This is a genomic window from Candidatus Pelagibacter sp. HIMB123 (assembly GCF_052048195.1).
In the GTDB taxonomy this organism is placed as follows: Bacteria; Pseudomonadota; Alphaproteobacteria; order Pelagibacterales; family Pelagibacteraceae; genus Pelagibacter.
This window is the reverse complement of sequence record NZ_JBNAIL010000019.1, coordinates 1-23,806: the sequence shown is the minus strand read 5'-3', so window position 1 is coordinate 23,806 and position 23,806 is coordinate 1. Positions and strand designations below refer to the sequence as shown.

At 26.7% G+C, this 23,806-nt stretch carries 23 protein-coding genes; 22 read left to right on the top strand and 1 reads right to left on the bottom strand.

Features of this window, described 5'->3' with window-relative positions; translation table 11 throughout:
• Position 1: 1 nt before the first annotated feature.
• The 22 genes from nuoN (at position 2) to lpxB (ending at position 23,020) form a co-directional block, all read left to right on the top strand.
• Positions 2-1,420, top strand: coding sequence for an NADH-quinone oxidoreductase subunit NuoN (nuoN, locus tag ACTTBL_RS05035; RefSeq protein WP_440643883.1), 1,419 nt, complete (start codon positions 2-4; stop codon positions 1,418-1,420).
• A complete protein-coding gene (locus ACTTBL_RS05030) occupies positions 1,420-1,956 on the top strand; it encodes a biotin--[acetyl-CoA-carboxylase] ligase (RefSeq protein WP_440643882.1) in 537 nt (178 codons plus the stop codon). The genes nuoN and ACTTBL_RS05030 overlap by 1 nt, the downstream gene beginning before the upstream one ends.
• Positions 1,956-2,702, top strand: coding sequence for a type III pantothenate kinase (locus ACTTBL_RS05025; protein WP_440643881.1), 747 nt, complete (start codon positions 1,956-1,958; stop codon positions 2,700-2,702). The genes ACTTBL_RS05030 and ACTTBL_RS05025 overlap by 1 nt, the downstream gene beginning before the upstream one ends.
• A gap of 1 nt (position 2,703) precedes the next feature.
• Positions 2,704-4,362, top strand: a complete 1,659-nt coding sequence (locus ACTTBL_RS05020) for a ribonuclease J (protein ID WP_440643880.1) — start codon at positions 2,704-2,706, stop codon at positions 4,360-4,362.
• Positions 4,362-4,607, top strand: a complete 246-nt coding sequence (locus ACTTBL_RS05015) for a DUF1467 family protein (RefSeq protein WP_075484785.1) — start codon at positions 4,362-4,364, stop codon at positions 4,605-4,607. Before ACTTBL_RS05020 ends, ACTTBL_RS05015 begins: the two co-directional genes overlap by 1 nt.
• A gap of 1 nt (position 4,608) precedes the next feature.
• A complete protein-coding gene (gene proS / locus ACTTBL_RS05010) occupies positions 4,609-5,943 on the top strand; it encodes a proline--tRNA ligase (protein ID WP_440643879.1) in 1,335 nt (444 codons plus the stop codon).
• Complete coding sequence (locus tag ACTTBL_RS05005) at positions 5,940-7,151, top strand: FtsX-like permease family protein (RefSeq protein WP_440643878.1); 1,212 nt, start codon at positions 5,940-5,942, stop codon at positions 7,149-7,151. Before proS ends, ACTTBL_RS05005 begins: the two co-directional genes overlap by 4 nt.
• Positions 7,144-7,821, top strand: coding sequence for an ABC transporter ATP-binding protein (locus tag ACTTBL_RS05000; RefSeq protein WP_440643877.1), 678 nt, complete (start codon positions 7,144-7,146; stop codon positions 7,819-7,821). The genes ACTTBL_RS05005 and ACTTBL_RS05000 overlap by 8 nt, the downstream gene beginning before the upstream one ends.
• Positions 7,814-11,230, top strand: coding sequence for a DNA polymerase III subunit alpha (dnaE, locus tag ACTTBL_RS04995; protein ID WP_440643876.1), 3,417 nt, complete (start codon positions 7,814-7,816; stop codon positions 11,228-11,230). Before ACTTBL_RS05000 ends, dnaE begins: the two co-directional genes overlap by 8 nt.
• Positions 11,231-11,360: 130 nt before the next feature.
• Positions 11,361-12,170, top strand: coding sequence for a 30S ribosomal protein S2 (gene rpsB, locus ACTTBL_RS04990; protein ID WP_440643875.1), 810 nt, complete (start codon positions 11,361-11,363; stop codon positions 12,168-12,170).
• The gene (tsf, locus tag ACTTBL_RS04985) at positions 12,170-13,021 is read left to right on the top strand and encodes a translation elongation factor Ts (protein ID WP_440643874.1); all 852 of its coding nucleotides are present in this window, start codon (positions 12,170-12,172) and stop codon (positions 13,019-13,021) included. The genes rpsB and tsf overlap by 1 nt, the downstream gene beginning before the upstream one ends.
• A complete protein-coding gene (gene frr / locus ACTTBL_RS04980; protein WP_440643873.1) occupies positions 13,022-13,573 on the top strand; it encodes a ribosome recycling factor in 552 nt (183 codons plus the stop codon).
• The gene (gene uppS / locus ACTTBL_RS04975) at positions 13,570-14,244 is read left to right on the top strand and encodes a polyprenyl diphosphate synthase (protein WP_440643872.1); all 675 of its coding nucleotides are present in this window, start codon (positions 13,570-13,572) and stop codon (positions 14,242-14,244) included. Before frr ends, uppS begins: the two co-directional genes overlap by 4 nt.
• Positions 14,241-14,921, top strand: a complete 681-nt coding sequence (locus ACTTBL_RS04970) for a phosphatidate cytidylyltransferase (protein ID WP_440643871.1) — start codon at positions 14,241-14,243, stop codon at positions 14,919-14,921. The genes uppS and ACTTBL_RS04970 overlap by 4 nt, the downstream gene beginning before the upstream one ends.
• Positions 14,918-16,084, top strand: coding sequence for a 1-deoxy-D-xylulose-5-phosphate reductoisomerase (locus ACTTBL_RS04965; protein ID WP_440643870.1), 1,167 nt, complete (start codon positions 14,918-14,920; stop codon positions 16,082-16,084). The genes ACTTBL_RS04970 and ACTTBL_RS04965 overlap by 4 nt, the downstream gene beginning before the upstream one ends.
• Before the next feature lie 58 nt (positions 16,085-16,142).
• Complete coding sequence (gene bamA / locus ACTTBL_RS04960) at positions 16,143-18,332, top strand: outer membrane protein assembly factor BamA (protein ID WP_440643869.1); 2,190 nt, start codon at positions 16,143-16,145, stop codon at positions 18,330-18,332.
• Positions 18,332-18,838 carry an OmpH family outer membrane protein gene (locus ACTTBL_RS04955; RefSeq protein ID WP_440643868.1) on the top strand — a complete coding sequence of 169 codons (507 nt, stop codon included), beginning with the start codon at positions 18,332-18,334 and terminating at the stop codon, positions 18,836-18,838. Before bamA ends, ACTTBL_RS04955 begins: the two co-directional genes overlap by 1 nt.
• Before the next feature lie 4 nt (positions 18,839-18,842).
• Positions 18,843-19,289, top strand: coding sequence for a 3-hydroxyacyl-ACP dehydratase FabZ (gene fabZ, locus ACTTBL_RS04950; RefSeq protein ID WP_440643867.1), 447 nt, complete (start codon positions 18,843-18,845; stop codon positions 19,287-19,289).
• Between the two features lie 51 nt (positions 19,290-19,340).
• The gene (gene lpxD / locus ACTTBL_RS04945) at positions 19,341-20,321 is read left to right on the top strand and encodes a UDP-3-O-(3-hydroxymyristoyl)glucosamine N-acyltransferase (RefSeq protein ID WP_440643894.1); all 981 of its coding nucleotides are present in this window, start codon (positions 19,341-19,343) and stop codon (positions 20,319-20,321) included.
• Entirely contained in the window at positions 20,318-21,100 is a 783-nt protein-coding gene (gene lpxA / locus ACTTBL_RS04940) for an acyl-ACP--UDP-N-acetylglucosamine O-acyltransferase (protein WP_440643866.1), read from the top strand. Before lpxD ends, lpxA begins: the two co-directional genes overlap by 4 nt.
• Position 21,101: 1 nt before the next feature.
• On the top strand, positions 21,102-21,887 hold the full coding sequence (gene lpxI / locus ACTTBL_RS04935; protein ID WP_440643865.1) for a UDP-2,3-diacylglucosamine diphosphatase LpxI domain-containing protein: 786 nt from the start codon (positions 21,102-21,104) through the stop codon (positions 21,885-21,887).
• Positions 21,884-23,020 carry a lipid-A-disaccharide synthase gene (lpxB, locus tag ACTTBL_RS04930; RefSeq protein WP_440643864.1) on the top strand — a complete coding sequence of 379 codons (1,137 nt, stop codon included), beginning with the start codon at positions 21,884-21,886 and terminating at the stop codon, positions 23,018-23,020. Before lpxI ends, lpxB begins: the two co-directional genes overlap by 4 nt.
• Here lpxB and ACTTBL_RS04925 read toward each other — a convergent pair.
• A partial coding sequence (locus tag ACTTBL_RS04925; RefSeq protein ID WP_440643863.1) for a glutamate--tRNA ligase occupies positions 23,000-23,806 on the bottom strand: 807 nt, incomplete at its 5' end. The genes lpxB and ACTTBL_RS04925 overlap by 21 nt on opposite strands.

The following is a 23,806-nucleotide window of genomic DNA, read 5'->3' as shown; positions in this document are numbered from 1 at the left end:
TATGGAAAATTTAAATTTAGTATTGCCAGAAATATTTATTTCACTTTCAATAATGTTTTTACTTGTTATGGGTGTTTTTAAAAAAAATAGTTCAAAAATAACTTTCAATCTATCTTTGTTTGCAATTTTAATTACAGCAATAATAACAATAAACGAAACATTCTCGATTAGTAGAGAAACTTTGTTTAATGAAAGTGTTGTGATTGACACTATGTCCTCACTAATGAAAATTATAACTTTAATTGGAGGTTTTTTAGTTTTAGTTATTTCATCAAGCTATTTAAAAACATTTAAAATATACAATATCGAATACCCAGTTCTTATTTTGAGCTCTATTCTTGGTATGATGGTGATGATTAGTTCAAATGATTTAATTGTTTTTTATATGGGCTTAGAATTACAATCACTAGCTCTTTATGTGCTAGCAACATATAATAGAGATCAACTAAAATCATCCGAAGCTGGTTTGAAATATTTTGTTTTGAGTGCACTATCTTCAGGATTATTATTATATGGATGTTCTTTAGTTTATGGTTTTTCAGGCTCAACCAATTTTGATGTAATATCAAATCAATTAAATTCTAATGAATATGTTTTAACATTTGGAATTGTATTTATCTTAGTTGGTTTAGCATTTAAAATTTCTGCAGTTCCATTTCATATGTGGGCACCTGATGTTTATGAAGGTTCACCAACAACTGTAACTTTATTTTTTACAATGGTACCAAAGATTGCCGCTTTAACTGTATTTATAAGATTTTTATATGTCCCTTTCCTAAATTTAATTGATCAATGGCAAATGATAATAATTTTCTTATCAATAGCTTCTATGGTTTTTGGAGCTGTTGCAGCAATAGGACAAACTAATATTAAAAGACTAATTGCTTATAGTTCTATTGGACATATTGGTTACACATTGGCAGGACTAGCCACAGCTTCTAACGAAGGAATTCAAAGTTCTATAATTTATATTTCAATATACGTAGTTATGAATTTAGCTCTTTTCTCTTGTCTATTGATGTTAAGGAGAAAGGATCAATATTATGAGGATATTGAGGATCTCTCAGGATTATCAAAAAACCATCCACTATTATCTCTATGTTTGCTTGTAATACTCTTTTCTTTAGCGGGCATTCCGCCTCTAGCAGGTTTCTTTGCTAAGTTTTATGTTTTTAAAGCTGTATTAGAACAATCAATGTTTTTCTTAGCTATAGTAGGATTGTTATCTACCGTGGTTGCAGCTTTTTATTATTTAAGAATTATAAAAATAATTTACTTTGATAAAGAAAAAGACAAATACGATACGGATCATAGCTTATGGTTAAAATTTTCACTTACAGTTTCAACGATATTAATTCTTTTATACTTCATATTCCCAAGTCAGTTAATAGAAGTTGTTTCAAGAATTAATATTATTTGATGAAATTAAAAAAATTTAAATTTAAAAAAGTTAAAAGCACAAATAATACTGCAATAAGAATTATCAAAGAAACTAAATACAACTTAGGTATGGTTGTTGCTGAAACACAAGCAAATGGTAGAGGACAGTATGGAAGAAAATGGATATCATTAAAAGGAAATTTATTTATCTCTTTTTTCAATGAATTAAATAAAACAAAACTATCGATTAATACTATAACAAAAATCAATTGCCTTTTAGTCAAAAAATCACTCTCATCATTTACAAGTAAAAAAATTTTATTTAAAAAACCAAACGATTTATTAATTGATAAAAAAAAAATTAGTGGCATTTTACAAGAAGTTATATTTGTAAGAGATAAAAAATTTTTAATTACAGGTATAGGTATAAATATTAAAAAAAATCCAATTATAAGGAATTATCCCGCCACAAACTTGCAAGAGGTAACTAAAAAAAGTATTAGTAAATTAATTGTAGAAAATAAACTAAAACTACTTTTTGAAAAAAATTTATCTAAATTGTATAAAATTAAATAATGTATATTCTAGGCGATATTGGTAATACAGAGACAAAATTATGTATTGTTTCTAAAAATAATAAAATTTCAAAAAAAATTACTTTTTTATCAAAATCTGTAAACAACAGGCAGCTTAATATTTTATTTAAAAAAAATAAAATCCAATTAAATAAAATTGAAAAAATATTATTTTGTAGTGTTGTTCCAAAAACATTTTCTATAATTAACAAATTTTTATCAAAAAAAGTTAAACTAAAATGCTATGAGGTTAAAAAATTAAACTTAAAATCACTTATAAAAATCAAAGTAGATTATAAACAGGTAGGCTCAGATAGAATTACTAATGCTATAAGTTTAATGAATAACAAAAATAATTTTATAATTTTAGATTTTGGTACAGCAACAACTTTCGATGTACTAATTAGAAATACTTATTTTGGAGGAATTATTGCCCCGGGCGTGAGATTGTCTCTTAATACTTTGTCTGACAAAGCAACCTTGATTCCAAAAATAGATTTAAAAAAGATTAATAAAGTCATTGGCAAAAATACAATCTCCGCTGTTAGATCGGGCTTTTTTTGGGGTTATGCAGGTTTAATTGACAATATTATTAATTTAATTAAGAAGGAGACCGGAAAATCTTTTAAAGTAATTATTACTGGTGGATTTTCACATTTATTTAAAAACTCAATAAAAACGAAAGCAAGTCACAACCAAGATATTACAATTAAAGGTTTAATAAAGATTTCAAAATTAATTAAATAATATGAAAGATGAACTATTATTTTGTCCATTAGGTGGATCAGGTGAAATAGGCATGAACATGAATTTGTTTGGCTATGGACAGCCTAGTGATCATAAATGGATTATGGTCGACATAGGGGTAACATTTGCAGATGATACAATTCCAGGTGTTGATTTAATTTATCCAGATCCTGGGTTCATAGTAGAAAGAAAAGATAATTTATTAGGAATAGTTTTAACACACGCACACGAGGATCACATTGGTGCAATTGCTCATCTGTGGCCAAAATTACAATGTAAAATTTTTGCAACTCCTTTTACAGCTGTATTAATTCGAGAAAAATTTAGAGAAAAACAAATCGATATAACTAATGATTTACAGATTGTTGAGTTAAATGGAAAGGTATCTCTGGATCCATTTGAAATTGAATACATTACTTTAACGCATTCTATATTAGAACCAAATGGACTTAGAATAAAAACTCCTGCAGGAGTTATATTGCATACTGGAGATTGGAAGGTAGATCCAAATCCTTTGATTGGAGACAATATAAACGAAAAAAGATTAAAGGAAATTGGTGAAGAAGGAGTGCTCGCAATGATTTGCGATTCAACAAATGTTTTTAGCGCTGGTAGATCAGGTTCAGAGTTAGATGTAAGAAAAAATATGTTAAACGTTATGTCTAGATTAAAAAAAAGAATTATCATAACATCATTTGCTTCCAACGTAGCTAGAATGGAGACAGCTTTTTATTGTGCAGAAAAAACAGGAAGACAAATCTCTTTAGTTGGTAGATCAATGCATCGTATTTATAAAGCTGCACGTCAATGCGGATATTTAAAAAATACAATTGAGCCAATTGATCCAAGAGAAGCTAAAAATTTTTCAAGAGAAAAAATTGTGTATTTATGTACTGGAAGTCAAGGCGAACCAATGGGTGCAATGATGAGAATTTCTAGTTATGTTCATCCAGATGTTTTTATTGAAAAAGGTGATGCTGTAATTTTTTCTTCAAAAATTATACCTGGTAATGAAAAAAAACTTTATAAACTTCACAACCAACTTGTTAAGGATGGAATAGAAGTAATATCTGAAGAAACCGAGTTTGTTCATGTTTCTGGTCATCCAAACAGAGAAGACCTTAAAGAGATGTATCAATGGGTAAAACCTAGATGTGTAATACCTGTACACGGTGAACATAGGCATATGATAGAACATATTAATTTTGCAAAAGAAATGCAAGTGCCACATCCAGTTCAAGTCGAAAATGGTGATATTGTTAAGTTATATCCAGGTGAAAAACCTGAAGTATATGACAAGGCCCCGAGCGGCAGACTTTATTTAGATGGTAGTGTAAGCGTTGATCCAGATTCACAATCGATAAAAGATAGGAAAAATTTAAGTGCTAATGGATATCTTGAGGTAACAATAATGATTACACCTAAAGGTAATATACACAATAACCCCATTCTTTCATTTCGTGGTTTACCTGTAGATGATCGAGATGATTTTGTTTATGGATTAGAAGAGGAAATAGAGAAAACCTCTAGAACTTTTAAAATTGGAAGCAAACAACAAGAACATAATCTAATTGATGCATTAAAAATTGCTTGCAGAAAGTTTTCTAAAGAGAGAACAGGGAAAAAACCTTTTACCAATATCAATTTAGTAAGAATTTAATGAGCGCAACAGGCTTAGCTATTATCTATATAATTATATGGTGGATAGTTTTTTTTGCTATTCTACCTATTGATGTGAATCGAACAAAGACTGTAAAAATTGATGGTGAGGATCCTGGCTCACCTGAAAATCCAAAAATGCTGAAAAAATTCCTTTATTGTACGGGAATTACTACTGTCATTTTCATAATAATTTACTTATTAATTAAATTTGAATATTTAAATTTAAGAAATATGATTAATTAAGATGCTTTTATCAAATTCATTTATACCAATATTAAAAAATAATCCTTCAGAAGCAAAAATTAAATCTCATCAATTAATGCTGAGAGTAGGCATGATTAAGCAAGCCTCTGCAGGAATTTATTCATGGCTACCTTTAGGTTTTAAGGTAATGAAAAAAATAGAAGACGTTGTCAGACAAGAACAAAACAAAATTGGAGCTCAAGAAATATTAATGCCAACAATTCAGTCCAGTGAAATTTGGAAAGAAAGTGGTCGTTATGACGATTATGGCGAAGAGATGTTAAGAATAACCGACCGTCAAAATAGAGAAATGTTATATGGACCAACCAATGAGGAGCAAGTTACTGAAATTTTTAGATCTTCAATAAAATCTTATAAATCACTCCCACAACTTATGTATCATATTCAATGGAAGTTCAGAGATGAAATTAGACCTAGATTTGGAATTATGCGTGGTAGAGAGTTTTATATGAAAGATGCCTATTCATTTGATGTATCAGATGAAGAAGCTTTTTATTCTTATAATAAATTCTTTCTTTCATATTTGAGAACTTTTAAAAGATTATCTTTGACAGCAATACCTATGGCTGCAGACACAGGACCTATCGGTGGAAATTTGTCTCATGAATTTATTATTCTTGCAGATACAGGTGAAAGTAAAATTTTCACAGATAAAAGAATATTCGATCTTGATAGTGATGATACCCAACTAGAAAAAAAATCATTGGAAAGTATGAGAAAAAAATATGAACAGTTTTATGCTGTAACTGATGAAAAGTTTAATAAAGAAGAGTTTGAAAAAATTGTTTCTAAGGAAAATCAATTGATTACAAAAGGTATCGAAGTAGGTCATATATTTTATTTTGGTGACAAGTATTCAAAACCAATGGGTGCATCAGTTGATTTACCAGGGGGAAAGAAAGATTTTGTTAAAATGGGTTCTTATGGAATTGGTGTATCAAGGTTAGTAGGGGCTATAATTGAGGCAAAATATGATGACAAAAATGAAATCATGAAATGGCCATTGTCTGTTGCTCCTTATGATATTGCTATAATACCTATGATAAATAAAAATGACACATCAGCTTTAGACAAAGCAAATAATATTAATAAAGAATTACTCAAAAATAATATCGATGCAATCATTGATGATACAGATGAAAATTTTTCATCTAAAATTAAAAAAATGAATTTAATTGGAGCCCCGTATCAAATTATTATTGGTAAGAAAAGCGAAGGTGATTTATTAGAGTTTAAAGAAACTGGTGAAGAAACTCAAAATTTACCACTAGGTAAAATTATTGAAATTATAACTAAACGAAAAAATTCAATTTGATTTCTATTTTAGAAAAAGAAATTACTTTTAGATTTTTAAAAGCCAGAAAAAAAGATGGTTTTTTGAATCTTATATCAATTTTTTCTTTTATTGGTATAAGTCTTGGAGTTGCAGTTCTTATCATCGTAATGTCAGTCATGAATGGATTTAGAACTGAATTAATTGACAAGATAGTTGGCTTTAATGCTCATGCGGTTGTCAAACCTTATGATAAACCGTTAGCTTCTTTGTCAGATAAAGATTTTGCTAAAGGCGTTTTATCAAACGAAGGAGAAGCAGTTATTTTTCACAAGAATGGCACCAAAGGAGTTTTGCTAAAAGGTTATTTGGAAAAAGATTTTAAAGATCTTGAAATTTCAAATAATGATAGTTTTTTTGGTTCTAAAAATTTAAATGGAAATACAATTTCTATTGGTCGAGATTTAAGCAATATCTTACAATTAGATATTGGAGAAGAGGTTTCAATTACTTCACCCTCAGGAGTTCAAACCTTAGTTGGGTCTTTACCAAAGCAAAAATTATTTCTTATAACCTCAATATTTGAAAGTGGATTATCAGAATATGATGAAAATATTGCTTATATAAATTTAAACACTTTAGAAGATTTTTTTGACAAAAATAAAAATGATAGATTTACCGAGTATTATTTTAAAGATCCAAAAAATATAGAAAATCATAAAGAAAAACTGATGAAACTATACCCTGATGCATTTGTATATACATGGGCTGACATGAATAGCTCATTATTTTCAGCACTTAAAGTTGAGAGAAATGTGATGTTTATTATTTTATCTTTAATTATTATTGTCGCTGCTTTTAATATAATTTCAGGTTTAACAATTTTAGTTAAAAATAAAACTCGAGATATTGCAATATTAAAATCTATTGGAGTTTTAAATAAATCAATTGTAAAAATATTTTTCCTAGTAGGGGTAACAATAGGGACATTGGCAACAATTTTTGGAATATTCTTAGGTGTAACATTCTCAATTTATGTAGAAAACATTAGACAATTTTTAAGCACTACTTTTAATATTAGTTTATTTCCAGAGGAAATATATTTTTTAAGCAAGATGCCCTCAGAAATAAATATTAGTTCTATAGTAATTATAACAATCTGTTCAATATTAATAACAATAATAGTTTCTATATTTCCAGCGCTTAAAGCTGCAAATATGGACCCTATAAAATCATTAAAGTATGAATAATTTTTTAGAATTAATTAATATACGAAAAAGTTTTACTAGTGAAAAAAAAATTAACGTTTTAAGAGGACTGTCTAGAAAATTTAAGTTAGGCAAAATTTATGCTATAATGGGTCCCTCTGGATCTGGAAAATCGACGTTATTAAATTTAATTTCATTAATCGACAAACCAACATCTGGTACGATTAAGTTTGATAATAATGAGATAAATTTAAGTCAAAATGAAAAAAATGATTTATTTAGAGCAAAAAAAATAGGTATTGTTTACCAAGAAAACAATCTTCTTTCTGATTTTACAGCACTAGAAAATGTCTATTTTGCTGCTCTATCTGTTAATAATGACAAAAAACTAGCATTATCTAAAGCTGTAAAATTATTAAAAAAAGTTGGACTTTCAAATAGATTAAATCATTTCCCCTCACAACTGTCTGGTGGTGAAGCTCAAAGAGTAGCAATAGCAAGAGCAATTATTAATGATCCTCAAATTATTTTAGCTGATGAACCAACTGGTAGTTTAGACATGAATACGGCTAAAGATATTTTTAAACTTTTGAACAATCAAAAAAGATCAGACAGAATAATTATATTTGCAACTCATAATAGATTTTTTGCAAAAAAAGCAGATTATCTATTGGAGATGAGAGATGGTAGTATAAAATCATCTAATGCCTGAATCTGTCTCACAAAATTTTAATCATTTAAAAATTCATACGCAATATTCAATTTGTGAAGGTGCTGCTAGAATTGATGATTTACAGGAATATTCTAAGAAAAATAAAATTAAATCCTTAGGTTTGTGTGATACCTCAAATTTATGCGGTGCATTAGAATTTGCTGAAAAGATCTCAAAATCTGGTACCCAACCAGTAATCGGAACTCAAATTAATTTTAAAATTGGTGAGACAACAGGTTTACTCCCTTTGTTTGCTTTAAATGAAGTTGGATATAAAAATATTATAGAACTTTCATCTTTATCGTATTTGGAAAACGATGAATTGTCAGATCCACATGTAGATTTTGAATTATTATTAAGCAATTCCACAGGAGTTGCCGTATTTTCAGGAACTGTTTTTGGTTTATTTGGTAAATTATTTGATAAAGGAAAGTTTAGCGAAATTGATCAGCTTTATAATAAAATTAAAAATGCTTTTGATGACAGATTTTACCTAGAGATTCAAAGACATAATGATCAAAATGAAATTGGATTTGAAAAATTTAATTTAAAAAAATCCTTAGATTTGGAAATACCTATTATTGCAACTAATGAAGTTTTTTATTTAGATAAAGAAATGCATGAAGCCCATGATGCTTTGATTTGCATTAGAAACAAAACATATGTAAATGAAAAAAACAGATTAAGATTTACTGACCAACATTATTTAAAAACTAACTCTGAGATGTCTGAATTATTTGCTGATTTACCTGAAGCTTTAGAAAATAATTATAATTTTCCATTAAGATGCAGTTATAGACCGTTATTTTCTAACCCAATATTGCCTAATATTAGTAGTGATAAAGATGGAAATGCAGATGAAATTTTAAAAAAAGATTCCATAGAGGGATTAAAAGTCAAGTTCAATAAGATCTTTAATTTAAGTGAAGAAGATTTAGAAAATAACAATTCTTATAGAGAATATAAGAACAGACTTAATCATGAACTTTCTATTATTATAGAAATGAAATATTCTAGTTATTTTCTTATAGTTGCAGACTATATTAAATGGGCTAAAAATAATGATATACCTGTAGGACCTGGAAGAGGCTCAGGTGCTGGCTCATTAGTAGCTTGGTGTTTATCAATTACAGACGTTGATCCAATAAAATTTAATCTTATTTTTGAAAGATTTTTAAATCCAGATAGAATTTCAATGCCAGACTTTGATATAGATTTTTGCGAGGATAAAAGAGATCAAGTTTTTGAGTATCTAACTACAAAATATAAAGACAGTGTAGCTCACATTATAACATTTGGTAAATTAAAAGCACGAATGGTAATTAGAGATGTTGGAAGAGTTTTGGGATTAGCATATGGATTTGTTGACAGCATATCTAAGATGATTCCTTTTGATCCATCTAGACCGCAAAATTTAACTCAGTGCATTGCTGGGGAGCCAAGATTACAAAAACTCATAAATGATGATCCAAGGGTAAAGAAACTTACTGATCTCTCACTAAAATTGGAAGGTCTTAATAGAAATGTTGCTACACATGCCGCTGGAGTAGTAATAGCGGATAAAAAACTCACACAAGTTGTTCCTCTGTACAAAGATGTTTCTGCAGGTTTATTATTACCATCTACTCAATTCGATATGTACTCAGCAGAAAATGCAGGTTTAGTAAAATTTGATTTTTTAGGCTTAAAAACACTTACAGTAATTAACAATACACAAAAACTTGTAAGAAAAAAAATTAAAGATTTTGATATAGAAAAAATAAGTTACGAAGATCAAAAAGTTTTTGATTTAATGTCAACAGGTAAAACAGTTGGTTTATTCCAAATTGAAAGTGCTGGTATGAGAGAAGCCTTAATTCAAATGAAACCAAATCACATCGAAGATATTATTGCTTTAGTTGCTCTATACAGACCAGGACCAATGAGCAATATTCCAACATATAATGACTGTAAACATGGAAAACAAAAACCAGATTATTTACACCCACTTCTAGAAGATATTTTAAAACCAACATATGGAGTTATTATTTATCAAGAACAGGTGATGCAAATTGCACAAAAACTTTCAGGATTTACAGCAGGTCAAGCCGATCTTTTAAGAAGGGCTATGGGTAAAAAAAAACGGGCAGAACTTGAAAAACAAAAACAAGGGTTTATTGCTGGAGCTGTTAAAAATGGAATATCAAAAGATGTTGCTGCTGGAATTTTTTTAAAAATTGAACCATTCGCAGAATATGGCTTTAATAAAAGTCATGCAGCTGCATATGCAATTATTTCATATCAAACTGCATTTTTAAAAACATATTATCCAAAAGAATTTATTGCAGCATCAATGACTATGGATATATCTAATCAAAATAAGTTAAGTGAGTTTTATGAAGAATTAAAAAGATTAAATGTTGAAGTTATTCGTCCAGATATAAACGAATGTTTTGCAGATTTTAGAACAAGTGATGATAAATTTTATTACGCTTTAGGTGGAATAAAAGCTGTTGGTTATGAGGCAATATCAAATATAGTTAAAGAGAGAATTTTAAATGGAAAATTTGTGTCCTTTCACGATTTTATAAATAGAGCAAATCCAAAAGACATAAATAAACTTCAACTAGAGGGTTTAGTTAAAGCAGGGGCATTTGATAATTTAAATAAAAATAGACAGGCTTTATATAATTCTATTCCAGCAATCATAGCTAAAAATAAAAATATATTTGATAGTAAATCTACTAACCAAATTGATTTATTCTCAGAGGATGAAAATATACAAGACGATGTTTTAATTAAAACTGAAGATTGGAAATTTGAAGAAAGATTATCAAAAGAATTTGAATCAGTAGGGTTCTTTATTTCAGACCATCCATTAAATCAATTTACAGAAATTTTTAATGATTATAAAATAACAGACTATTCAAATTTTGTTTCAACAAATGATTTAAAAGAATCAAACATAGCTGCGACATTATTAAAAGTTCAAGAAAGAAAAACAGCAAAAGGCAATTCTTATGCTGTTTTGAAATTAACTGACTTATCAAGTGTGTTCGAACTTTTTATTTTCTCAGATGTTTTAGAATTAAATAGAGAAATTTTAAAAGAAGGGAGATCTCTTATTTTAACATTATTTAAAAATATCTCTAATGATGAAAATCGACTTACTAGGATTAATGTCAAAAAAATAGCCTCACTAAAAGATTTATTTAATAGTCCTATAAACAAGGTTTTATTTAAGATAAATTCTGAAAAACAGATTGAAAAAATATCTAAAATTTTGAATGATGAAGGTAAAACCGTCGTAAATATTAATTTAGTGACTGAAGATAATACTCTTAAATTTAGATTAAAAAATAATCGTAAATTAGAAAGAAAAGCATTAAATTTATTAAGAAATCAAGAAATTCAGGCAATAATTAACTAAATAATCACTTGTTAAATATAGTAAATATTTGTAAATAGTCCCTTAATTAAATTAACACGCACACAGTTGTTGGTTTTATACCTCCGGTCCTTAATTGGAAATTACTGTGGTGGCTTAACCGGGAATAAATATGAAAATACCTAACGTTACAATACAACAATTATTAGAAGCAGGCGTTCATCTTGGACATAAAACTTTAAGATGGAATCCAAAAATGAAAAAATATATTTTTGGAAAAAGAGACTCTATTCACATTATAGACCTAACCCAAACTCTTGAATTAACAAAAGTAGCTTTGGAAAAAGTTTATGAAACTATTGCAAATAATGGAAAAATTTTATTTGTATCAACAAAAAAACAAGCTTCAGAAGCTATTGCAGAGGTTGCAAAAGAGACGAACCAATACTTTGTAAATTACAGGTGGTTAGGAGGAATGTTAACCAATTGGGGAACAATCTCGAATTCAATAAAGAAATTAAAAAAACTAGAAACTGATTTGGTAGCTGAAAACAGAGGTTTTACAAAAAAAGAACTTTTAAAAATGAGCGTTAAAAAAGATAAGCTTCAAAGATCTTTAGGTGGAATAGCTGAGATGAAAAAAGTTCCAGATTTAGTATTTGTTATTGATACAAATTACGAGTCTCTTGCTATAGCTGAGTCTTCAAAATTAGGGATACCAATCATTGCTATACTAGATAGTAATTCGAATCCAGATAATATTGACTATCCAATTCCAGGTAATGATGATGCAAGAAGAGCTATTGATCTTTATTGTAATTTAATTAAAGAAACAATCAATAGTGCCAAAAAATCTTCTCCTGTTGAGGAAATAAAAAAAAAACAAATTAAAGATGAAGATAATACGAAAACTATTCAAGATTTAGATAGAGAAAAATTAGAGAAAAAATTTTCCAAAGAAAATAAGGAGAAATTAAACTAATGAGTGATATAGAAAAGGTAAAAAAACTTAGAGAGGTTACAGGAGCTGGTTTTAAAGATTGCAACTTAGCAATAAAAGAGTCAAATGGAGATTTAGATAAGGCAGTTGAAATCTTAAGAGTTAAAGGCATCTCAAAGGCTTCAAAAAAAATGTCTAGAGATGCCAAAGAAGGTGTTGTTGTAGTTAGTGGAGACGACACAAAAACTTCAGTTATTGAAGTAAATTGTGAAACAGATTTTGTTGCTAAAAATGACGATTTTATTTCTTTTGTAAAAGAATTAAGTGAACTGAACAACAAAACCAATTCAAACCTCGAAGAATTAAAAGTAACAAAAATGAAAAATGGCCAAACAGTTGATGATAATTTGGTTGCATTGATTGCAAAAATTGGTGAAAAAATTACAATTGGTAAAGCTAAAACAATCCAAAATTCAAATGGTATGAACAATCATTATTTACATACTGTTGTAAAAGATAATGTAGCAAAATTAGCTGTTATGGTTTCATTAGATACTAAAGATAATTCAGATATTGTTAAAAACTTTAGCAAACAGCTATCTATGCATATTGCTGCTTCAAATCCATTAGCTTTAGAGGCTGGTTCGATAGATGAAGAAATAATAAAAAAAGAGCAGGAGTTAGTTACTGAAGAACTTAAAAATTCAGGAAAACCTGATGATATTGCAAAAAAAATTAGCTTAGGTAAAATGAATAAATTTAAGGAGGAAAATGCTCTTTTAACTCAAGCATGGGTTATGGAGCCAAAAAAAAAAGTTCAAGATGTGTTAAAAGAACTATCTATAGCTGATTTAAAGATAAAAGAGTTTTATAGAATTAAGATTGGAGAATAAATGTTTGATGAAAAATCATACAGCCTTAAAATGGATAAAGCCATCGAGGTTTTCTCAAAAGAACTAACTTCACTAAGAACTGGAAGAGCAAATGCTTCAATGTTGGATCTAATTAAAGTGGATGTTTATGGTCAACAAATGCCAATAAATCAGGTTGGAAGTATCACAACACCTGAGCCTAGAATGATAAATATTCAAGTGTGGGATGCGAATAATGTTTCCTTAGTTGATGCCGCTATTCAAAAATCTGATCTTGGTTTAAATCCACAAATAGATGGTCAATTGATAAGATTGCCTGTTCCAGAATTAAATGAGGAAAGAAGAACGGAGCTTAAAAGATTAATAAAATCTATTGGAGAAAAATGCAAAGTTGCAATCAGGAATGTGAGAAGGGAAGCAAATGAAGATTTAAAAAAGTTATTAAAAGCAAAAGAAATTGGAGAAGACGATGAAAAAACTTTTGAAAAAAAAGTTCAAACAATAACCGACAATCACATTAAATCCGTTGATGATAAGGTGTCTTCAAAAGAAAAAGAAATAATGACAATATGAACCATCTTAATCATGTAGCCATTATCATGGATGGTAATGGTAGATGGGGACTAAAACATAAAAACTCAAGAAATGCTGGACATAAAGCTGGTTTGAAATCCGTAGATGCTATAATCAGAGAATCTGTAAAAAACAAAATTAAATATCTTACACTGTTTGCCTTTTCTACAGAGAATTGGAAAAGACCAAAAAAAGAAATTAATTATTTGTTTAATTTGCTCGAAATATTTTTAAAAGATAAAATAAACGCCTTAAACAAACAAAATATAAAGTTAAAAATAATTGGAATAAAAAATTTTTCCTCTAGGTTAAATAAACTTTTAGTGAAATGTGAAAACAAAACAAAAAAAAATAAACAACTGCAAATAAATCTAGCCCTAAATTATGGTTCAAAATCAGAGTTGTTAAATGCATTTAAAAAATTCAGAAAAAGTAAAAAAAAATTGAATGAAGAAAATTTTCAAAATTATCTTCAAACAAAAGATATACCTGATCCTGATATATTAATTAGAACTGGGAATACGCAAAGACTAAGTAATTTTTTACTTTGGCAAATTGCTTATTCTGAAATTTTTTTTGAAAAAAAATTATGGCCAGATTTTAATAAGAAAGATTACAATAGAATAATTAAAAAATTTAAATCTATAAAAAGAAATTTTGGAAATGTATGACTTTAAAAGATTTTACAAAAAGATTAATCACTTCTGTTCTTCTAATTATTTTATTGGTACTTTCTTTTAGTTATTCATTCATTCTAATAATTTCATTAATACTTGTTTCAGTAATTTCATGGATTGAATTTAATAAATTAAATTCTAAAATTTTTAAAAAAAAAAATAAAAAACATATTTTCTATAAATTATTGGCTAATATTTTAAGTTTATTTTATCTAATAATATTTTCATTGATTATATTTTTTAGTATCTCTCAAGATGATTTGAAATTGGTAATATTATTTTTATTCTCTATTTGCATTTGTTCTGATATGGGTGGTTTATTATTTGGTAAATTTTTCAAAGGAAAAAAGTTAACTAAAATTAGTCCGAATAAAACAATTTCAGGTTCAATTGGATCTTTCATTCTTTCACTAGCTTTAGTTCCAATTTTTAACATCTATTTAAAGTTACTATTCATAGATCTATACAATTTAATTTTGTTAGTAATTATAGTATCTTTATTGTGTCAGATTGGGGATTTGTTTATCTCATTTTTAAAAAGAAAAGCAAAAGTTAAAGATACTAGTAATATTTTGCCAGGTCATGGAGGTTTACTTGATAGAATAGATGGAATGTTGTTAGCTATACCATTTGGAATGATAATTTCTAATTTTTTTATTTTTAAGATATGAAAAAAAAAATTGCAATTTTAGGTTCCACAGGTTCAATAGGGAAAACACTGCTAGATATTGTTGCAAAAGATAAAAAAAATTTTGAAATAACACTTTTGACTGCACACAGAAATTATGAAAAATTACTTAATCAGGCTAAAAAATTTAAAGTCAAAAATCTTATTATATCAAATAAAAAAACTTTCGAAAAAATAAAAAAAAAGAATATTAAAAATATTAAAATTTATAACTCCTTTGAAGATTTAAATTTAATATTTAGTCAAAAAATTGACTATGTTATGAGCTCAATAGTTGGTCTAGATGGCTTAGATCCAACAATTAAAATTATTAAATTTACAAAAAAAATTGCTATAGCTAATAAGGAATCAATTATATGTGGATGGAATTTAATAAAAAAAGAGTTAAATAAAAATAAAACTGAATTTATACCAGTTGACTCAGAACATTTTTCTTTATGGTATGGATTAAAAAATTCAAATAATGAAGATATAGAAAAAATTTTTATTACTGCTTCTGGAGGTCCATTTTACAAAACTCCATTGAATAAATTTAAATCAATTAAAGTTCGTGACGCAATCAATCATCCAAATTGGAAAATGGGAAGAAAAATTTCAATCGACTCTGCTACTATGATTAATAAAGTTTATGAAGTTATAGAAGCAAAAAATATATTTAATATCCCATTAAATAAAATCGATATTTTAATTCATCCAAAATCATATATTCATGCAATAATTAAATTTAAAAATGGTTTAATAAAAATAATTGCACACGATACAACAATGGCAATTCCCATATTTAATACTTTATATAGTAAGGCACATTCAAATTTTAAATTTAATAAAATTAATGTGAATAAGTTGAATAATTTAAATTTAATCAAATTAAATTACAAAAGATATCCGATCACAAAAATATTATCTAGCTTACCTAAAAATCATTCTCTCTACTTCACCATAATTGTTTCAATTAATGACACTTTGGTAGATTTATTTTTAAAAAATAAAATTAGTTTTATGGAAATTCAAAAAATATTTTTAAAGATGGCTAATGATAAGAAATTTGTTAAATTCAAAAAAATAAATCCATATAAAATTCAAGATATAATCAATTTGAACAAATATGTGCATTTAAAAACATTAAAAAAAGTATATAAATCTTAAAATGTTAAAAAAGATCACCAAATCACTATATTTTACAATCTTATTATATTTCTTATTTTTGAAGTCAGCTAGCACTGAAATTGTCAAAAGTATCGAGATATTAGGCAATGAGAGAATTGCAGATGAAACAATTCTAATGTTTTCTAAAATTAAAATTGGTTCAGATCTTGATAAAAATGATATCAATAATTCTCTTAAATTTTTATATGAAAGTAATTTTTTTGAAAACGTATCGATCAATCTTATTCAAAACAATCTAACAATTTTAGTAAAAGAGAATCCAATTATAGAAAATATCACTTTCGATGGAATTAAATCAAATACATTAAAAGAAAAAATCCTTAAGGATTTAAATATAAAAGCAAGATCTTCTTACAATGAAATATTGTTAAAAGAAACTAAGTCACAAATTATATCATCCCTGAGAGATCTTGGCTATTATTTTGCAGGAGTAGACATTGATTTAATTGATCTTGATGACAATAAAATAGATTTAATTTTTAAAATTAATCTTGGTGAAAAAGCAAAAATTAAAAAAATTACTTTCATAGGCAATAAAATTTTCAAGGATAGTAAGCTAAAAAGTCTTATTGCAAGCGAGGAATACAAATTTTGGAAAATTATATCAGGTAAGAAATATTTAAATGAAAATTTAATTAATTTTGACACACGCTTGCTTAGAAATTTTTATTTAAATAAAGGTTATTACGATGTTGATATTAAATCATCTTATGCAAAACTGATCAACAATGATGAGTTTGAAGTAATTTTTAATATAGATGCTAAAAATAAATTTTATTTTGATAACTTGAATTTAGATTTACCAATTGATTTTGAAACTTCAAATTTTGAAAATCTTAATACCACTTTCAAAAGTTTAAAAAACAAACCATACTCAATAAATTATGTTGAAAAAATTTTAAATGAAATTGATAAAATTGCAATCAGTGAACAATACGAGTCTATTTCTGCAAATGTCATTGAAAATATAGTAGATGATAAAATTAATTTAACCTTCAAAATTGACGAAAATGAAAAATATTTTATAAAAAAAATAAATATCTTTGGAAATAATATCACTAGAGAAAATGTAATAAGAAATCAATTCTACATAGATGAAGGGGATCCTTATAATGAAATTTTAGCTAAGAAGAGTATAAATGAAATAAAATCGTTAAACTTTTTTAAAAATGTAGAATCTCAAATTATCGATGATGATATTAATAAAACAAAAATAATTAATATTACTGTTGAAGAAAAGCCTACAGGTGAAATAATGGCAGGCGCAGGTTTTGGTACTGATGGTGAGGTAATCGAATTTGGCATTAAAGAAAATAATTATTTAGGCAAAGGTCTTAAAGTAGAAACAAATCTTTCAGTAGGTTCTGATAAAATTGTTGGAAATTTTGATCTTCGAAATCCAAATATAAATAATACAGATAAATCTGCAAATTTAGGAATAAGAGCTTCTGAAATTGATAGATTGACTGATTTTGGTTATAAATCAAAGAAAATTGGTGGATTAATTGGAACTAAATTTGAATATTTAGAAGATTTTAGCTTAGGTCTTGAGGCTTCTTCATTTATTGAGGATATTTCAACAAGTTCCTCAGCTTCTGCAAGACAAAAAAAACAAGAAGGAGATTATTTTGATACATATGTAGGGCTAAATTTTGATTATGATAAGAGGAACCAAAAATTTCAAACTAACGATGGTTTTAGAAGTTTTTATTCTATAGATATGCCAATTATAAGTGATACCAATACACTTACTAATTTTTATAATTATAAAGTTTACTCAGAACTTTACGAAAATAATATTTCATCTTTATCATTTTCATTGAGTTCAGCTAATTCACTAACTGGAGATGATATAAAATTATCAGAGAGATTATACATTCCTCAAAAAAGGCTAAGAGGTTTTGTTAAGGGTAAAGTAGGACCAAAAGATGGATCTGATTATATAGGAGGAAACTACTACACTACGTTAAATTTAAGCTCAACATTGCCACAGGTTCTACCAAACTTAGAAAATATTAGTGTAAGCTCATTTGTTGATATTGGAAATGTTTGGGGGGTTGATGATAGTTCTTTGGATGATTCTAGCAAATTAAGAAGCTCTATAGGTATCGGAGTTGACTATTTCACCATTGTTGGACCTTTAAGTTTTACATTTGCTCAACCTATTACAAAAGCAGACACAGATGCTGAAGAAACATTTAGATTTAATTTAGGAACAACTTTTTAATGTTTTTTATAAAAAAAAAATTTTTAATTTTATTTATAATTTTTTTTAATATATCTGGAGCATTTGCAGTAGAAAAAGTTGTTTTTATAGATATTGATTACCTACTTAACAATTCAAACTTTGGAAAAATTATTTTTAAAGAATTAGATAAGGTTAACAAAGAAAATATTAAATTATTAGAAGTAAAAGAGAAAGCTATAAAAGAACGTAAAGATAAAATCAACCAAACCAAAAACATATCTTCAGAAGAAAAACTTAAAAAAGATATTAAGGTATTTAATGAAGATGTAGAAAAATTTAGATTAGAAAAAGAAAAACTTTTAACAGATTTTAAAATATTAAAAGAACAAAAATTAACGAATTTCTTAAAGAAAATAAATCCAATAATACAAAATTATATGGAAAATAATTCCATAGATATAGTTCTTGAAAAAAAACAAATATTTATTGGAAGTGGTGATAAAGATATTACAAATGATATAATGTTATTAATTAATAAAGGTTAAATTCATGGATAGACTTAATAAAGATCAAATTAGAAATCTATTACCTCATAGAGAGCCGATGCTATTAATTGATGAATTATATGATATTAAAAAACTCTTTTCTGCTACAGCATTAGTAAAAGTAAAAAAAGATAGTTTTTTTGTTCAAGGTCATTTTCCAGATAATCCTGTTATGCCCGGAGTTCTTATTGTTGAATCTTTTGGTCAGGCCGCAGCCGCTCTTACTGCTTCAGGTCTTGATAAATCAACATATGAAAATAAACTTGTCTTTTTAATGGGTGTAGAAAAAGCTCGGTTTAGAAATCCAGTTATACCTGATTGTGATTTGATCTTAAAAATTGAGGCAATAAGATCACATGGAAGAGTTTGGAAATATAAGGGTGAGGCATTTGTAGAAAATAAAAAAATGGCTGACGCAATATGGTCAGCAACCATCGTTGATAGGAAATAAATAGCAACAATTCTTGATAGGTAATATTATTTTGCTTTGGTAAAAGCAATTATGGTTAATCCTTTCTTTAAAAATCATGGTCCATATAGATTTTCTGAAATAATATCTTTAGTTAATTCCAGTAAAATTAAAATAGAAATTGATAAAGAAATTACAGACATTAATGATTTAGTTTCAGCGAAAGAGGGAGAAATAACTTTCTTTCATAGTAAAAAATATAAAAATATAGCGAAAAAAACGAAAGCATCATTTTGCTTAACAACTGAATTGTTAAAAAATGAATTACCTAAATCTTGTTTGGCTGTTGTTGTTGATAATGTGTTAGTCTCTATTTCAAAAATTACTTCTTTATTTTATCCACAATCGATAAATGATGATTTTGATAAAACAGCAAAAGTTATAGAGAATACTAATTTAAAAAACAAAGTTATTTTTGGTACAAATGTTTTAATTGGAGATAATGTTTCAATTGGCAATAACTGCAAAATTGGACATAATACAATTATAGAAAAAAACGTAATTATTGGAGACAATTGTTCTCTCGGATCAAATAACGTTATCAGAAATACTCTAATAAAAAATAATGTTAAAATATTAGATAATTGTGTAATTGGTAAACATGGTTTTGGTTTCTTTCCTGTTAAAAATAAAAATTTAAGATACCCACATATTGGAATAGTTTTAATTGAGGATAATTGTGAAATTGGATGTGGAGCAACTATAGATAGAGGCTCTATGTCTAATACAGTAATAGGAAAAAACACTTATTTAGATAATCAAATACATATAGCTCATAATGTTAAAATTGGTGAAAATTCTATTATAGCCGGTCAAGTCGGTATAGCAGGTAGCTCCATAATTGGTAATAATGTTAAAATAGGCGGTCAAGCTGGAATATCAGGACATCTTAAAATTGGAAACAATGTAGAAATAGGCGGTGGCTCTGGTGTCATAAGAGATATACCTGACAACAAAAAAGTTATGGGTTATCCAGCAAAAAATATTAGAGAATTTTTAAGAGATAATAAATGATAGATAAAACAGCTATTATTGATTCTAATGCTAAGATTTCAAAAAATGTAAAAATTGGTCCTTATTCTGTAATTGGTCCAAATGTTGAAATAGATGAAGAAACAGAGATTCAATCACATGTTAATATTACAGGGAATACTAAAATTGGAAAAAATAATAAAATTTATCCATTTGCATCAATAGGAAACGATCCACAAGATCTAAAATTTCAAGGTGAAGAAACAAAGTTGGAGATTGGTAACAATAATAAAATTAGAGAATATGTTACTATTAATCCAGGAACAAAAGGTGGTGGTGGGTTAACAAAAGTTGGTGACAACTGTTTGTTTATGGTTTCAGCACATATTGCTCACGATTGTTTTGTTGGAGACAACGTAATTTTAGCTAATAATGTGCCGTTAGGAGGTCATGCACATATAGACGATAATGCTATTATTGGGGGTAATTCAGCTGTTCAGCAATTTACTAGAGTAGGTAAATCAGCAATGATTGGAGGTATGTGTGGTGTAGTAAGAGATATAATTCCATATGGAATAGCACATGGCAACAGAAGTGTATTACAGGGATTGAATTTAATAGGTTTAAGAAGAAAAAATATTCCAAATAAAGAAATAATGATTTTAAGTGATGCGTACAAAGAAATATTTAAAAATGAAAATTTAACAGAGAATTTAAATAATTTATCGAAAGATTTTAAAAGCAATGAGTTAGTGATAGAAGTTATTGGATTTATAGAAAAAGACAAAAAAAGACCAATTTGCACTCCATTTTCAAAATAAAATGATAGGTTTATTTTTAGGTGATACAGATTTTTCAGAAATAGTTCTTGGTAAAATAAAAAAACAAAAAAAAAAATATTTCATTATAGATTTTTCAAAAAATAATAAATTTAACAAAGAGAAGAATTCTTTTAGAACAAGCATTGGAAGATTTGGGGCAATTATAGATTTAATCAAACAAAAGAAATGCAAAAGAGTTTTATTTGCAGGCAAAATTTCAAAACCAAATTTTTCCTCATTAAGATTAGATTTTAAAGGTATTTATTATATGCCAAGTGTAATCAGAGCCGCTAAAATAGGTGATGCAGCTATAATTAAATCAATAATAAAAATTTTAAATAATGAAGGAATAAAAGTCATTAGTTCTATATTTTTTAACCCAGAACTATCTTTAAAGAAAGGTTGTTACACTAAACTAAAACCTAATAAACAAGACTTAATATCAATTAAAAAAGGGAAATTTTTTTTTAATAAAACCAAAAGTTTAGACCACATTCAAGCTTTAGTAGTTAAAGGAGATAAAATTTTAGCTAAAGAAGGAAAAGAGGGTACAAAAAAAATGTTATCAAAATTAAAGAAAAAATCAGATGGTATTTTAATTAAATTACCGAAAAAAAAACAGGATTTGAGAATGGACTTGCCAACAATTGGTTTACAAACTTTTAAGGATGCGAAAAAATATGGATTGCGTGGTGTAGTTTTGCAATCTAAAAAAAATATTTTTCTAGATAAACCTGAATGCATTAAATTTGCTAATAAAAACAAGATATTTATTAATATTATATGAAAAAAATATTTATACTTACTGGTGAGCCTTCTGGAGACAAACTAGCTTCAACAGTTATTTCTAAGTTAAAATCTCAAAATTCTAATATTGAATATTCATCTGTTGGTGGAAATCATTTAAAAAAATTAGGAATTGAAAGTATTTTTAATTTAAATGAAATAACCTACTTAGGTTTTACGAGTATTTTATCAAATTTATTTAAAATTAGAAATAAAATCAACTATACTGTTAATGAAATAATAAAATTTAATCCTGATATATTATTTTCTGTTGATAGTCCTGATTTTACTATGAGAGTTGCAGAGAGAGTAAAAAAAATTAATAATAATATCAAAACAATTCACTATGTAGCTCCCCAAGTATGGATATGGAGAAAAAATAGAGTAAAAAAAATAAAAAAATTTATTGATCATATTCTTTTATTATTTGATTTTGAAAAAAAATATTTTGATGAAGAAAATATAAATAATACTTTTGTTGGACATCCATTAATTGAGAATCATAATGAAGTTAATAAAAAAATTATTGAAAATATAATTCCTAAAAATAAAAAAATTATATCAATTTTTCCTGGAAGTAGAAAATCTGAAACAGATGCATTATTAAATATTTTGATTGATTTTATAAAACTAATGAACAAAAAACATAATGATTTTTATTTTTACTTTCATGCAACCGATGAAAATAAAAATTTAATTTTGTCAGAAATTAAAAAATTTAATATTGAAAACGTTGATGTCGTTTCAGATGAAAGTATTAAATCTAAAATTTTATCTAATTCTGTTTTTGCCGTATCTAAATCAGGTACAGTTTCATTACAAATTTCTAGCTCAAATATACCGTCTATAATTATTTATAAACTCAGTTTTATAAATTTTATGATATTTAAAATGTTAGTTAATGTTAAATTTGCAAATATAATTAATATTATTAATAATCGTGAAGTAATTCCTGAATTGTTACAAAATGAATGTAATGCTGATGAAATCTATAAATCTGTAATTTATCTTTTAAAAAACCCTGATCTTATCAAAAAACAATTATCTGATTGTTCAAAAACATTAGAAGGAATTAGATCTAAAACTTCTTCATCTGAAGAGGCTTGTTTAGTTTTAAGAAATTATCTTAGCTAGTCTTTTTAAAGCTTCTTCTTTACCAAGAGCTATAACTATATCATATAATCCAGGACCAAATTTTGATCCTGTTAAACCAATTCGTATAGGCTGACCGACACCTTTAAAATTTGTATCATTTATTTTTATTAAATTATTTACTACAGGCTCTAAATTTTCCTTATTTATTTTTGAAATAGATGATAATTCTTTAATAAATTCTGAAATAATTTTTTTAGCTTTATCATCTATTAATTTAATATCATCTTCATTGAAGTTAACTTCATCATTTATGATGAATTTTGAATTATTGTAAATATCTTCTAATGTTTTAGCCTTATTTTTTAAAAATGATAATGAGGATTTAACTTTTGTTTCTTTGTCATTTTTAATTTCTTCCTTATAAATTTTACAATATTCATCTAGACATTGATAAAGATCGTTCTCATCGATTGTTTTTATATAATGCTCATTCATTGATAATATTCTACTCATATCTAGTTTTGATGGTGATTTTCCAATACCTGCTAAATTAAAGTGTTCAATGCTCTCTTCTAGAGTAAATATTTCTTTATCTTGATATGACCATCCTAATCTAAGTAAATAATTTCTTAATGCATCAGGCATTATTCCTATTTTTGAGTAATCATCCAAAGTTGAGGCATTATCTCTTTTTGAAAGTTTTTTACCTTCAATAGTATGAATTAGTGGAATATGTGCAAATTCTGGAACATCCCAACCCATTGCTTGGTATATTTGTATTTGTTTAAAAGTATTTATCTTATGATCATCTCCTCTAATTATATG

Bases quoted from the DNA above. Each gene is read 5' to 3' on its own strand.
- lpxA (WP_440643866.1), top strand. From the start codon at position 20,318: ATGATAGATAAAACAGCTATTATTGATTCTAATGCTAAGATTTCAAAA.
- lpxD (WP_440643894.1), top strand. From the start codon at position 19,341: ATGGTTAATCCTTTCTTTAAAAATCATGGTCCATATAGATTTTCTGAA.
- lpxB (WP_440643864.1), top strand. From the start codon at position 21,884: ATGAAAAAAATATTTATACTTACTGGTGAGCCTTCTGGAGACAAACTA.
- ACTTBL_RS04955 (WP_440643868.1), top strand. From the start codon at position 18,332: ATGTTTTTTATAAAAAAAAAATTTTTAATTTTATTTATAATTTTTTTT.
- ACTTBL_RS04970 (WP_440643871.1), top strand. From the start codon at position 14,241: ATGACTTTAAAAGATTTTACAAAAAGATTAATCACTTCTGTTCTTCTA.
- dnaE (WP_440643876.1), top strand. From the start codon at position 7,814: ATGCCTGAATCTGTCTCACAAAATTTTAATCATTTAAAAATTCATACG.
- ACTTBL_RS05000 (WP_440643877.1), top strand. From the start codon at position 7,144: ATGAATAATTTTTTAGAATTAATTAATATACGAAAAAGTTTTACTAGT.
- lpxI (WP_440643865.1), top strand. From the start codon at position 21,102: ATGATAGGTTTATTTTTAGGTGATACAGATTTTTCAGAAATAGTTCTT.
- ACTTBL_RS05015 (WP_075484785.1), top strand. From the start codon at position 4,362: ATGAGCGCAACAGGCTTAGCTATTATCTATATAATTATATGGTGGATA.
- nuoN (WP_440643883.1), top strand. From the start codon at position 2: ATGGAAAATTTAAATTTAGTATTGCCAGAAATATTTATTTCACTTTCA.
- fabZ (WP_440643867.1), top strand. From the start codon at position 18,843: ATGGATAGACTTAATAAAGATCAAATTAGAAATCTATTACCTCATAGA.
- uppS (WP_440643872.1), top strand. From the start codon at position 13,570: ATGAACCATCTTAATCATGTAGCCATTATCATGGATGGTAATGGTAGA.
- ACTTBL_RS05020 (WP_440643880.1), top strand. From the start codon at position 2,704: ATGAAAGATGAACTATTATTTTGTCCATTAGGTGGATCAGGTGAAATA.
- proS (WP_440643879.1), top strand. From the start codon at position 4,609: ATGCTTTTATCAAATTCATTTATACCAATATTAAAAAATAATCCTTCA.
- ACTTBL_RS05030 (WP_440643882.1), top strand. From the start codon at position 1,420: ATGAAATTAAAAAAATTTAAATTTAAAAAAGTTAAAAGCACAAATAAT.
- tsf (WP_440643874.1), top strand. From the start codon at position 12,170: ATGAGTGATATAGAAAAGGTAAAAAAACTTAGAGAGGTTACAGGAGCT.
- ACTTBL_RS04965 (WP_440643870.1), top strand. From the start codon at position 14,918: ATGAAAAAAAAAATTGCAATTTTAGGTTCCACAGGTTCAATAGGGAAA.
- frr (WP_440643873.1), top strand. From the start codon at position 13,022: ATGTTTGATGAAAAATCATACAGCCTTAAAATGGATAAAGCCATCGAG.
- rpsB (WP_440643875.1), top strand. From the start codon at position 11,361: ATGAAAATACCTAACGTTACAATACAACAATTATTAGAAGCAGGCGTT.
- ACTTBL_RS05025 (WP_440643881.1), top strand. From the start codon at position 1,956: ATGTATATTCTAGGCGATATTGGTAATACAGAGACAAAATTATGTATT.